We start from the raw sequence: 12,529 nt of genomic DNA, 5'->3' as shown, positions 1-12,529 counted from the left end.
AAATCTGTATAGCTATTTCAGGACGGGTCAAGCCAAGTAAAAAAGTCGTTTTTATGTTAACCCTATAAAAATACAACTGGCTTATTATCAATAAATTATGAAAATAATTTTTGAATTGTGTTAAGTTGTGTTAACCCTAATTCGGGGTTTGCAGGCATGCTATTTGCCCGGATTCCTGCCGCGAATGCCTTTCAATGTAAACCCGATTGGCGGAAAAGCCGTTTCTACCGGCGGCTTGTACAGAAAGCGGGGCTGGCGGAAGATAGCTGCAGTTACCCTGCTTTTCAAAACCGCATATTCCATCCTCACATCTCTTCAAATCATCACATAGGCCGCCTTATCCCACTCAATCAGCCTATTACCAAATCTTTTTCTCGCAAGCCCTTGAAAATCAAAAAATAGTACCTACCTTTGCAGTCCTTAAAATAAGGATAAAACAGTAAATACAAAAAGGAAAAAATGCCTACTATTCAGCAATTAGTTAGAAAAGGTAGAGTAGCTCTGGTTGACAAGAGTAAGTCACCAGCGTTGGACAGCTGTCCACAGCGAAGAGGCGTGTGCACCCGTGTGTACACCACTACCCCTAAAAAACCAAACTCAGCAATGCGTAAAGTTGCACGTGTGCGCCTTACAAATGGTAAAGAAGTTAACGCCTACATCCCTGGTGAAGGCCACAACTTACAAGAACACTCAATTGTTTTGATCCGCGGTGGTCGTGTTAAAGATTTACCGGGTGTACGTTACCACATCATCCGTGGTGCGTTAGATACATCAGGTGTTGCGGGCCGTAACCAACGCCGCTCTAAATACGGAACTAAACGCCCTAAACCAGGTCAGGCAGCTGCACCTACAAAAGGCGCACCAGCTAAGAAAAAGAAATAATTAAAGGAGGATAGTAACAATGAGAAAGTCAAAACCAAAAAAAAGAATCCTTCTTCCTGATCCAAAATTCAATGATGTTTTGGTAACCAGGTTTGTAAATAACATGATGTTCGACGGTAAAAAATCTACCGCCTACACTATATTTTATAACGCAATTGAAATTGTTGAAAAGAAAACCAGCGAAAACGGTTTAGATAGCTGGAAAAAAGCTTTAAACAATGTAATGCCGGCTGTAGAAGTAAAAAGCCGCCGTGTAGGTGGTGCAAACTTCCAGGTGCCAACTGAAGTAAGGCCAGAGCGTAAAGTTGCTTTGGGTATGAAATGGTTGATCAGCTATGCTCGTCGTCGTGGTGAAAAAACCATGATGGAGAAATTAGCCGGTGAGATCATCTCTGCTGCTAAAGGTGAAGGTGCTGCTGTTAAGAAGAAAGAAGATACGCACAAAATGGCTGAAGCCAACAAAGCGTTCTCTCACTTCAGATTTTAATTAGTGAAGGAGTGAATTAGTGAATTATTGATTTGGTAATATTATGCTAATCAGTAATTCGTTACTTCACTCTTTCATTTAACAATTAGTATTAGTGCGTTAAAAAGCCGTTGGGCTTTGGAAATTCACTAATTCACTAATTCAATAATTCAATAATTAATATGTCAAGAGATCTAAGATATACAAGAAACATAGGTATTGCCGCTCACATTGATGCCGGTAAAACCACTACAACAGAGCGTATATTGTACTACTCGGGTGTGAGCCATAAAATTGGCGAGGTACACGAGGGTGCAGCTACGATGGACTGGATGGCGCAGGAGCAGGAACGTGGTATTACCATTACCTCTGCTGCTACAACCGTTGGTTGGAAATACAGAGGCCAAAACTACCATATCAACATTATTGATACCCCGGGACACGTGGATTTCACCGTTGAGGTGAACCGTAGCTTACGTGTACTGGATGGTTTGGTGTTCTTATTTTCTGCTGTTGATGGTGTTGAGCCACAATCAGAAACTAACTGGCGCCTTGCAAACAACTACAACGTTGCCCGTATAGGTTTCGTTAATAAAATGGACCGTAGCGGTGCCGACTTTTTAAATGTTGTAAAACAAGTAAAAAGCATGTTGGGCAGCAACGCAGTACCATTGCAATTACCAATAGGTGCTGAAGAGCATTTTAAAGGTGTTGTAGATTTGATCAACTGGAAAGGTATTGTTTGGAATGAGCATGATAAAGGTATGACCTTTACCGAAGTGCCTATCCCTGAGGATATGATCGAAGAAGCTACAGAGTGGAGAGAGAAATTGCTTGAATCTGTTGCTGATTATGATGAAAGCCTGATGGAGAAATTCTTTGATGCACCGGAAACCATCACCGAGCGCGAAGTGCTTGACGCTTTACGTAAGGCGGTTTTAGATGCTAAGATAGTTCCTATGGTTTGTGGTTCATCTTTCAAAAACAAAGGTGTACAAACCATGCTTGATTACGTGATGGAATTGCTTCCTTCACCTATGGACGTGGAAGGTATTATTGGTACCCACCCGGATACCGGCGAAGAAATCTTACGTAAACCATCAGAAAAAGAGCCGTTTGCAGCTTTAGCGTTTAAAATTGCAACCGATCCTTTCGTAGGCCGTTTATGCTTTATCCGTGTTTACTCGGGTAACTTAGAGGCTGGTTCGTATGTGCACAACATGCGTTCTGATAACAAAGAGCGTATCTCTCGTATCTTCCAGATGCACGCTAACAAGCAAAACCCTATACCTAATGTAGGTGCAGGTGATATTGCTGCGGTAGTAGGCTTTAAGGATATTAAAACAGGGGATACCCTTTGCGATGAGAAATTCCCGATCATCCTTGAATCGATGAACTTCCCTGACCCGGTTATCGGTTTAGCTATTGAGCCTAAAACACAGGCCGATGTAGATAAATTAGGTATCGCGCTTGGTAAATTATCTGAAGAGGATCCTACGTTCCACGTAAAATCTGACGAAGAAACAGGCCAAACCGTTATTAGCGGTATGGGTGAGCTTCACTTAGATATCATCATGGATCGTTTGAAACGTGAGTTTAAAGTAGAGGTGAACCAGGGCGCGCCGCAGGTAGCTTACAAAGAAGCTATCACCGGTACCGTTCAGCATCGCGAAACATACAAGAAACAAACTGGTGGCCGTGGTAAATTTGCCGATATACAGATCATTGTATCGCCAAACGATGATGGTAAAGAAGGTTTAACATTTGTGAACGAAATTAGCGGTGGGTCTATTCCTCGCGAGTTTATCCCATCTGTAGAAAAAGGCTTTGCAGCCGCAATGGCAAACGGTGTATTAGCCGGTTTCCCGTTAACAGGCTTAAAAGTGCGTTTAATTGATGGTTCGTTCCACGCAGTCGATTCAGATGCGTTATCTTTCGAGATAGCTGCAAAATCTGCTTACCGCGAGGCATTGCCAAAATGTAAACCGGTATTGCTTGAGCCGATCATGAAAATTGAGATACTAACCCCTGAAGAAAACATGGGTGATGTTATCGGTGACATGAACCGTCGTCGTGGCCAGCTTTTGGGTATGGATTCACGTGCAGGTGCACAAGTAATTAAAGCAACTGTACCACTTTCAGAAATGTTTGGTTATGTAACCCAGTTACGTACCATCACCTCTGGCCGTGCAACTTCTACCATGGAATTTGACCACTATGCAGAAGCACCACGTAACGTACAGGAAGAAGTAGTTGCCAAAGTAAAGGGCAAAAAAGCTGCTGCTAACGCGTAAATATTGATTTGAAGATGAGGTAATTTGAAGATTTGAAAATGATCTTCAAATTATTAAATCTTCAAATTTTAAAATAAACCGACTGCCCTAATAAATAGCTCTTAGGGATAGTCATTAAAAACAAACAAAATGAGCCAAAGAATCAGGATCAAATTAAAATCTTACGATTACAATCTGGTTGACAAGTCAGCTGAGAAGATCGTAAAAACAGTAAAACCTACGGGTGCTGTAGTTAGCGGCCCCCTGCCGTTACCAACCGAAAAGAAAATTTTCACTGTGTTACGTTCACCACACGTAAACAAAAAAGCACGTGAGCAATTCCAATTATGCTCTTACAAGCGTTTATTGGATATCTACAGTTCAAATTCAAAAACTGTAGACGCTTTAATGAAGCTTGAATTGCCAAGCGGAGTTGAAGTGGAGATCAAAGTGTAACTGTACCGGAAGATCTATACAAAAAGCCATTCTTGCAAAAGAATGGCTTTTTTGGTTTTGAGGATTTTTAGTTAAATTTGAATATGGCGACTTATATAGTAAACCCCACCGAAGAACAGGAGAAGGCAGTGAATGCTTTTTTAAGAGCGTTGGAAGTATCCTTTGTCAAGGATGATGATGACGATCTACCACCACACGTGATAGCAGGTATAAAGAAAGGGGAGGAAGATTACGAAGCAGGCCGCCATACTTCTTTGGAAGAATTTAAGAAGAAACTCCATATGTTTAAGTAATGTTTGAGCTGATTTTTACTACCCAGGCAAATGAAACATTTGATTTGATGCAAGAACAAATTGGAGCAATGTGGGGCGAGAATAGCGTGAAGGAATTTGATGAAAGAGTTTATTATATGCTTGAATTGATTTCTAAATCTCCATTTATTTATGAAGCCCTCCCAAAATATCCTAATATTCGCAAGGCGCCTATTCATAGAAACAGTTCCATGTTTTACAAAATAAATGAAACCGAAGTTATAATACTATTCTTTTGGGATAACTGGCAAGATCCAATGCTATAGTACTGTTCGCAATTCCCTAATAATGCAGCTCCCCGCTCTCCAGCGTCACTACAAACACATCACTCCCTTTATCAGCTATTAATTGGGTACTGCTGGTAAAATTGCCCAAATGTCTTTTGTGTTATTTGCCGTATCTTGGGCGCTTATAAAGCAGCATCAATTGTTTTGGCATACTTAAAAGAACTCACCCGGAAGTTATTAGCAGATATCACCGAAGTGCCCGCCGCGCTGCATGCCAGCCATTACCCGGAGTTGGATGGATTGCGCGGACTGGCAATATGTATATTGCTCATCGGCCATTTTGGTTTTAACTATTACCTGTGGCACTATGGAGTAAGTATTTCCAGTGCCACTGGTGTACATATCTTTTTTGTACTGAGCGGGTTTTTAATCACCACGTTGTTACTAAAAGAAAAATTACGGAACGGGCGGATCTCCCTGAAATACTTTTACATCCGCCGGGCCCTGCGCATCCTGCCGGTTGCCTGGCTGTTTTTGATAGTGCTCATTGGACTGAACCGTGTTTTTGACTTACACATCCCCGCGGCAGATTTTATAACCTCTTTCTTGTTCTTTAAAAACCTGCCTATGCATAATGAACCTTATACAGCTCATTTTTGGTCGTTGGCGGTAGAGGAGCAGTTTTACCTCACCTTCCCCATTTTGCTGGCTATCAATACACGGTGGTACACTATCCTATCGCTAAGCATCGTTATTTTGGTACCGCTGGTATGTATAATAGGTGGGCTTCAATGGAACTGGTTAAGCAACAGCCCTGTTCTGCACTTTATTATCCGCTGTTGCAGGTATGCATTTTGGAAAGGCCCTATCATTATACTTATAGGCTCGGTGTTTTCCATCCTCTTGTTTAAGGGCGTCATCAAGCCCGAAAAAATAAAGGCTCATTACTTATTAAGCGCTATTTTGATAATAGTGGCCATTGTTATCCACACAAAAACATTCCTGTTTTATACGAAGTACGTATCCGAATATCTTTCAGCGATATTGATTGGAATTGCCACGGTAATCAGCATCAGCCATAAAGATCTCCTGTCGAAACTACTAAACACCGCTTTTTTAACTACGATGGGGGCGCTCTCCTACAGTATTTACATTTGGCAGGAATTGTTTATCGGCGTTAAGGCTTTCCAGCCCTGGATGCAGTATTTTACCCAGTTACCCATGTGGGGTATCATCCTTGTGAAACTGATATTCCTGGCTATCATTGTAAGTTTCTCTTTTATCTTCGAGGCGAAGTTTTTAAAACTTAAGGACAAGTTTCACTACGCAAGAGCGGGCGCAAGCAAAAAAGCGGCACCAAAAAGCTGAAACGCTTCCTGCTGCCGCCCTAAATATTTCTGAATATTATTGTTGCTGAGGCGGGCCGGCCGGGTCCATCCACATATATTCCCATTGGTGCCCGTCAATATCCTCGAAACTGCCGCTATACATAAAGCCGTAATCTATTTTGTCTTTCCGTGTAGTGGCACCGGCTTCAACAGCTTTGCCAATGATGGCGTCTACGGCATCGCGGCCATCCGTAGACAGGCAGACGATAGACTCTACAACCTTGGAGGAATCTGCGATCTCCTTATCGCTGAATGTTTTAAAGAACGATTCTACCAGCAGCATTACATAAATAGTATCGCTTACGACCATGCAGGTAGCTTGTTCGTTAGTAAATTGGGGGTTAAAAGTATAACCAAGTTTGGTAAAAAACTCAACCGATTTGTTAAGGTCCTTAACCGGTAAGTTCACGAAAATTTGAGTTGCCATAATTTTATTTGTTTTGATATTCAAAGGTATGAGTAAACAATGCCCCTGATGATGTGTAAAAACGACCTGTTAGTGGCGATTTTGCGACAAATCGATAAACTTTCAAAAAGGGTGAGTCCTGCAAACATTCCAATTACATGGAACCATAGTAGGAGTGACGGCTTAAAAAATCCATCCAAACACCCTCTACCTCGTCCACCAGTTCCGGGTGGATGGAGATACCCGATGCCTGCGGCGACCAGGTTTGCATGGCGAGGTTGCCCGTTTTTAAGATGTCCATGGTGAGGATGGGCTCTTTATCCGGGTTCAACAAAGTGTCTATAGCAATTTCGATGCGGTGGTAATGCCTCCCTTTACGAAAAGCGACGTATGGTTCTGAGGATATTACGCCCGAAGCAAAGATCCCTTTTGGCTCTACCCCAAGCCGAACGATGTAGGCCCTGTCGCCAACTTGGATAACCTTATGGCTGGCAACGCTCCAGTTATCAACCAGGGTTCCGGTTGTTTTAAGCTTTTGGATATCATCATTCATATCAGCCCATGCGAATTTCAGGGGATTCCATCCAAACAAATAAGCCTTCATCATTTTTTTGAATTATTTATTCTGCTGTACAACAGAGCAGTTTATTTATTGTGAATAATGGTCTAATTTGATCTGCTACCGATAAATTATTGTTAGTTTAGGCAGTAAATTAAGTAGGCCTAAACATGAGTCCCAAGCAAATAATATACCCTTTTATCGTAGTATGCCTTTTTTTTCAATTGGGCTGTAAGAAAGATGCAACAAAGGCACCTGTTGTTGTCGCCCCTCCTAAAACTGAGCCGGTTGTGCCAGATGTTATTTTAGACAGACCGATAAATTTAAAAGCGACCAAGGGGGCATTTGGTACAAAGATAGTATTATCGTGGACGGCAATCCCGTTAGCAAAAAATTACCAGGTTTATAAATTTAATGATACCGAACAACAATATAAGCTGCTCGGCTCAGCCGCGGATACTACACTTACTGATAATTCGGTTGCCACGTTAACAAAAACCTTTTACAAGGTAAAGGTCTTTAACAGCGAAAAAGAGTATAGCTTGTTCAGTGATATTGACTACGGCTATGCATCGGGTAAAAATTATACCAAAGCATTTTCTTTCGGTTCTGAAGGGGCCGGCATTGGCCAATTTGAATTTGCAATGCATGTGGAAACAGACAAATTCAACAACATATACGTAAGCGATGAAAATAATCGCCGCGTTCAAAAATTTGATAATGCTGGAAATTACCTTTCGCTATTCTACTCGGGGCCAGAGGCGCGCGCTGTAGCATTTTTAAGTAATGGCAACGCGGTAGTTACCAATGCATTCGGAGTTGCGTACGTTTCCATTATTGATAAAGATGGTAATTTTGTAACAAGGTGGGGTACTTATGGCACCGGCGATAGTAAATTTCAAAACATAGAGGAAATAGCGCTTGATGATGAGCAAAATATCTATGTTGTGGATGGTCAAAATAATTACGTTCAAAAGTTTGATCAAACGGGCAAATTCCTTTTGAAGTTTCAGGCGGCTACGCAAGCTCCAAATCAAATTGATGGCCCGTATCCTTTTGGCATAGCCTATATGAACAATAAGATATTTGTAACCTCCCCGCGTAACAGCATGGTGCGCGTTTTTGATAAAAGCGGTAAATTCCTTACATCCTGGGATGCGGGTGCTGCTTCTTATGCTATAAAAAGTAAAGGAAGTAGTTTATATATTGCTTGCTCCAAGTACATCTTAAAAACGGATGAAAAGGGCGAAATAAAGGAAAAAATAGGTGAGGGCGATTTCTCGACCAACACAGCGATAGGCTTAGCCATAAACAGCAATGATGAAATTATAGTGAGCGATGTTTACGCACATAAAATATTAATATTCAAGCATTTATAATTTGTCTAACTAAGGCTTTACCCTTTGCCCAGCAATTCATCCAGCTTATTGCGTTCGGTTTGCAATTCGCGGGCAAGCTTTTTCTCTTTCTCGTTTGCTTTTGCCTTGTAGGTTTTATAATCTTCTTCCAGTTCGTTGTAAAGCTTGGTGCGATAGCTGGCCTCCCGGCTGTGTGCACCAGATCGTGCTATCACAATCACCGCTATAGCACCGAAACCGATGACCAATCCCCACATGATCCAGTTATAGGTGGCTTTGGTAAGCGGTATGCCCAGCAGGCTCACACTGTCCACCCTGGCGTTTGATGCCGAAAGGTTCTCTTCTTTAGCCTTAATATCCGCCACAAGCGAATCTGTTTTTTTTGTTTGAGTAGATAGCTTTGCGCTGGCCTCATTTAATTTACGGCGGGTAACGCTCAGCGTATCCGAAAAATTCTTCCATAAGGCCGAGATCAGCGGCCGCTGGTAATTGTATACTTTGGTAAGCAGGTATTGGTATTGCCCGTTAAGGCTCTTATCATTCAGCAGGGCGGGGTTCTCGGGCACGTATTGCTGTACCGGCTTAACTACAGTGGCTCCTGTGGTAACCGGCGTTTGCTTGGCAGGCAGAGTTTTGGCTTTAACTACAGGTTTGGATGCGTAGGGATTGTATTTAACAGGCGGTTTTACCGTTGCCGGTTTAGTGCTAAGAGGTTTAAGCGCTGCCGGTTTGGCCTTCGCTGTAGAATCCTGCGCGTAGCTGGTTCCGGCGCTACTTATTAAAAGTAGAGTCAAAATAATCGCGGTCGATTTAAGGAGCTTTATCATATAACTTTGCATATCGGGGGAAAAAACAAGTTTCTGTTTTGGCGGCATTTTACTTTAAACGGTAAAATGTAACCTAAAGTTCGTAAAATTAATTTTAAGGTATTATTTAGCTGGGGCGCGCCTGTTTTGCCTGATATGTAAATTTCACTTCTTAAAAATATAAAAAAGATGCAATTTTTTGATAATTGTGTGTAATTAGCAAAAGCCTATATTAGGCCTTTTATTTACAACATGCATATAGGTTTTATTGGTTTGGGCGATATGGGGCGTTTATACGCTAAAGCTTTTGCAAAAGCAGGCTACACCGTTTGCGGCTGCGACCTGCCCGCCAACCGCGAAAAGTTAGAACAGGAACTGGATCCTTTAGGAATAAAACTAATGGACGATGGCAAGGACGTATCCCGCGTAAGCGACCTCATCATCTATTCGGTAGAGGCCGATAAGCTGGAGCAGGTGGTTGCCCAATGCGGCCCGTCTACAAAATATGGCGCTATTGTAGCCGGGCAAACTTCTGTAAAGCACCCGGAGATAGCGGTTTTTGAAAAGTACCTGCCGGCCGACGCGCAGATCATCACCTTCCATGCCATGCATGGGCCGGGCTTTCAGCCAAAAGGGCAAAAATTGATATTGATACCACACCGATACGAAGGCGACTCGTACCAAAGGATGCTGGATCTTTTTACCGCGGTTGAGACCGACATCGTTGAAATAGCCGACTTCCACGAACACGATAAAATTGTGGCCGATACGCAGGCAGTAACCCACGTAGGTTTCGAAAGTATGGGCACCGCCTGGAAGGCTGCCGGGTTTTTTCCCTGGGAGAATGCATCCTATGCGGGGGGGATAGATAATGTGAAGATTTTAACCACCCTGCGCATTTTTAGTTATAAGGCACACGTGTATGCCGGGCTGGCTATTTTAAACCCCTATGCCAGGCTGCAGGTGAAACAGTATGCCAATTCCGAATCGGAACTATTTAAGCTGATGATCAAAGAGGAGGAGGGCGCATTTCGCGAGCGGCTTTACAAAGCGCGCGATTTTGTTTTCCATGAGAGCCGCAAGCCTATTATGTTTAATGATAAGATAATGCAGGAGTTTTCGCTGGCTAAGGATGCCGGGCACCAAAAGCCAAACTCGCACCTTAGTATATTAAGTATGGTTGATGCCTGGTACCACCTGGGTGTAAACCCTTATGATAACCTCATTTGCCAAACGCCCCCTTTCCGCTTAAGGCTGGGCATTGCCGAGTATTTGTTTAAGAACGAAGAGCTGCTGGAGGAATCGATAAAAACCGCGCTGTACGATAAAACGATCCGGGGCGATGATCTGGAGTTTCATTCCGCGGTGCGGGAGTGGAGCGCCATAATTGGTTACGGTGATATGGAAGGCTACAAAAAGCATTTTAACGAAGTGCAGGCGTTTTTCCAGGGCAGGCTGGAAGAAGGCAATAAGCAAAGCGCGGAGTTGATACGGCGGCTGATGGAGTAGTTAGTGCTTAAACCTGTTATAAACCGCATTGTGTATTTGCTGCAATTTAGTCCGCTTTTTACGGATGCGGTTGCGATGCGTTTGTTTGATATCCAATATGGGCTTTTGCACTAAGGGGAAAGGCAACAAATAATCTGTACCCAGCACCGAGCCACCTTTTGATAGCCAAAAATCATCGTACAGGCTAAAAAAATAGTCATAATCCTCACGACCGGGGATATAAGATAACTGGTTTTCGGCTGCTACTGCTATACTCTTATCTATACCGTGCGCCGAGCCAAAGGCTTTTAATACCTTTAATAGTGTAGTAACGGGATGGATGCTGTTTACATGCGTAATTTTGCTGGTGCCTTCTTCAGAGTGTTTCTTTTGCATACAGGAGATATAAAAAACGCTCAGATCGTCCAGCCCGAAAAGGTAGCCGGGTGCCATCATAAATGATATCCTGGCGTATTCGGTGCCATTTACATTAAAAGTTAACGCACAAGGCCCCTCGTAGATATAGGCAGGGCTATGCACCAACAAGATGTTGAGTAGGTCGCTGCTGTTCTGTTCTGCATAAAATTCTATTCCTTCATTAAATAAAGCGCTAAGTTGCTCCGCAGAAAAAACGGCTTGCAGGAAGGCGTAGTGGTGGGTGGATATCTCCAGCTTTTGGCGGGTACTCAACGAGCGCGATAAAAAAACAGAAAGGTAGCTTAGTATAGTCCCGCGTTTTACTAACCCGGCCCTCCTCAACGGGCGAAACATATTAAACAACTTTGCAAATAATTTAATATTTGTAGCTGTGTTTCCGGTAAGGAAAAGATGATGAATCAACGTTAGCCCAATTCTGATTCTCCAGCTTATTCTCATCTTGTCTCCTCACAGTGCCGAACGGGGGATATACAAACCATGGTGGTGCTTTGGGTGTCTAATATAGCTAATCTTTCATCTTTACCACATATACTTCCTTTTTATCGGGCATCAGAAACTTTGCGTCGTTATCTACATTATAAAAAGGCTCGGCAATTTTTACCTGGTCTGATTGGAAGGATTTTCCTAAAATGCCCTTAGCCTCATCAAGTGTATAAAGCTTGCCCTTTATATTAAATACAAAGCCATAGTCGGATGAGCTCAAATCCTTCATGTTTACCTTGCCTTTTTCTACCGAAAAATTAATGGGGATAGAATATTGTACCCTAACCGGCCTGCTGTTTTGTATCCCGGGCATCCAGGGTTTTGATTCCTGTAACACCTTCACCGCTTCCGCTTCGCAGCCTGCGCCTATGCAGTTAACAGGAGTAGCGCTGCTGATCCTGCCATCGCGTTCTACAATAAAGGTCATCATCAGGCGGCCATCTATACCTATTAAGCGGGCAACATCCGGGTATTTAAGGTTGCGGCTAATATAGTCGCCAAACGCTTTCGAGCCTCCCGGGTATTGAGGGGCTTGTTCTATCGCGGTGAAAACCTGCTTGTCTTTTGGCAATTCTGTTACCGTTGGAGGCGTTTTTTTAGTGGTATCCGGAGCCACCTGCGCGGCGGAAAATTTTGCAACAATTAAAAGTGCTAATAAGGGGTAAAGGCGCTTCATACGGTGAAGATAAAAACTTCCGTAACTTTTTCAATATCGCGCCGAAATTTGGGCGGATGGTTTTTGCCGGGGCGACCGAAGTTTTGCGCGCTAACAACTTTGGCAATGCTTAAAGCAAGGTCAAATGTGATTGAAAATGAGAAGAATTAAGGTGTTGATATATCCATTCCAACATCTTTTTGGCAAGTACAAATAATTATTTAAAAATAACTTGTTAAGTATTTGACAATTAATACAAAATTCCTATCTTTGCCGTCCCTTAAGGGGGAAATAATATGCCTTGAACGAAGCCCTACTGCTTCGATGGGCACA

Annotated in this window: 14 protein-coding genes; 9 read left to right on the top strand and 5 right to left on the bottom strand. The window is 42.8% G+C overall.

The genetic code is table 11. The features are described 5' to 3' along the window. Positions 1 to 459 precede the first annotated feature (459 nt). The 7 genes from rpsL (at position 460) to ABIX36_RS00680 (ending at position 5,983) form a co-directional block, all read left to right on the top strand. Positions 460 to 882 carry a 30S ribosomal protein S12 gene (gene rpsL / locus ABIX36_RS00710; RefSeq protein ID WP_067190071.1) on the top strand — a complete coding sequence of 141 codons (423 nt, stop codon included), beginning with the start codon at positions 460 to 462 and terminating at the stop codon, positions 880 to 882. Between the two features lie 19 nt (positions 883 to 901). Continuing rightward, positions 902 to 1,369 (top strand): 30S ribosomal protein S7, encoded by a 468-nt coding sequence (gene rpsG, locus ABIX36_RS00705; RefSeq protein WP_134335638.1) that lies wholly within the window; start codon positions 902 to 904, stop codon positions 1,367 to 1,369. A gap of 161 nt (positions 1,370 to 1,530) precedes the next feature. Then, positions 1,531 to 3,642 (top strand): elongation factor G, encoded by a 2,112-nt coding sequence (gene fusA / locus ABIX36_RS00700; RefSeq protein ID WP_348080245.1) that lies wholly within the window; start codon positions 1,531 to 1,533, stop codon positions 3,640 to 3,642. A gap of 129 nt (positions 3,643 to 3,771) precedes the next feature. Then, a complete protein-coding gene (gene rpsJ / locus ABIX36_RS00695; protein ID WP_022830652.1) occupies positions 3,772 to 4,077 on the top strand; it encodes a 30S ribosomal protein S10 in 306 nt (101 codons plus the stop codon). An 83-nt stretch (positions 4,078 to 4,160) separates the two neighbouring features. After that, complete coding sequence (locus ABIX36_RS00690; RefSeq protein WP_348080244.1) at positions 4,161 to 4,370, top strand: DUF2683 family protein; 210 nt, start codon at positions 4,161 to 4,163, stop codon at positions 4,368 to 4,370. Further along, complete coding sequence (locus tag ABIX36_RS00685) at positions 4,370 to 4,654, top strand: hypothetical protein (protein ID WP_348080243.1); 285 nt, start codon at positions 4,370 to 4,372, stop codon at positions 4,652 to 4,654. The genes ABIX36_RS00690 and ABIX36_RS00685 overlap by 1 nt, the downstream gene beginning before the upstream one ends. Before the next feature lie 165 nt (positions 4,655 to 4,819). Next, a complete protein-coding gene (locus ABIX36_RS00680; protein WP_348080242.1) occupies positions 4,820 to 5,983 on the top strand; it encodes an acyltransferase in 1,164 nt (387 codons plus the stop codon). A gap of 36 nt (positions 5,984 to 6,019) precedes the next feature. Here the strand turns inward: ABIX36_RS00680 and ABIX36_RS00675 are convergent, their stop codons facing one another. Next, complete coding sequence (locus ABIX36_RS00675; protein ID WP_348080241.1) at positions 6,020 to 6,430, bottom strand: VOC family protein; 411 nt, start codon at positions 6,428 to 6,430, stop codon at positions 6,020 to 6,022. Between the two features lie 133 nt (positions 6,431 to 6,563). Further along, positions 6,564 to 7,016 (bottom strand): hypothetical protein, encoded by a 453-nt coding sequence (locus ABIX36_RS00670; protein WP_348080240.1) that lies wholly within the window; start codon positions 7,014 to 7,016, stop codon positions 6,564 to 6,566. A 242-nt stretch (positions 7,017 to 7,258) separates the two neighbouring features. On the opposite strand from ABIX36_RS00670, the gene ABIX36_RS00665 reads away from it, so the two are divergent. Beyond that, positions 7,259 to 8,347: a 6-bladed beta-propeller gene (locus ABIX36_RS00665; RefSeq protein WP_348080239.1), complete on the top strand. Its 1,089-nt coding sequence runs from the start codon at positions 7,259 to 7,261 to the stop codon at positions 8,345 to 8,347. A gap of 17 nt (positions 8,348 to 8,364) precedes the next feature. Here the strand turns inward: ABIX36_RS00665 and ABIX36_RS00660 are convergent, their stop codons facing one another. Then, positions 8,365 to 9,120, bottom strand: a complete 756-nt coding sequence (locus ABIX36_RS00660) for a hypothetical protein (protein WP_348080238.1) — start codon at positions 9,118 to 9,120, stop codon at positions 8,365 to 8,367. Between the two features lie 264 nt (positions 9,121 to 9,384). Between ABIX36_RS00660 and ABIX36_RS00655 the strand changes: the two genes are divergently transcribed. After that, a complete protein-coding gene (locus ABIX36_RS00655; RefSeq protein WP_348080237.1) occupies positions 9,385 to 10,641 on the top strand; it encodes a prephenate dehydrogenase in 1,257 nt (418 codons plus the stop codon). Here ABIX36_RS00655 and ABIX36_RS00650 read toward each other — a convergent pair whose 3' ends face one another. Continuing rightward, complete coding sequence (locus ABIX36_RS00650) at positions 10,642 to 11,391, bottom strand: DUF535 family protein (protein ID WP_348080236.1); 750 nt, start codon at positions 11,389 to 11,391, stop codon at positions 10,642 to 10,644. A 172-nt stretch (positions 11,392 to 11,563) separates the two neighbouring features. Beyond that, entirely contained in the window at positions 11,564 to 12,217 is a 654-nt protein-coding gene (locus ABIX36_RS00645) for an energy transducer TonB (RefSeq protein ID WP_348080235.1), read from the bottom strand. Positions 12,218 to 12,529 lie beyond the last annotated feature (312 nt).

Source organism: Mucilaginibacter sp. (assembly GCF_039925265.1).
Classification (GTDB): Bacteria; Bacteroidota; Bacteroidia; order Sphingobacteriales; family Sphingobacteriaceae; genus Mucilaginibacter.
The sequence above is the reverse complement of the archived record's forward strand: the minus strand, read 5'-3'. Positions and strand labels throughout refer to the sequence as shown.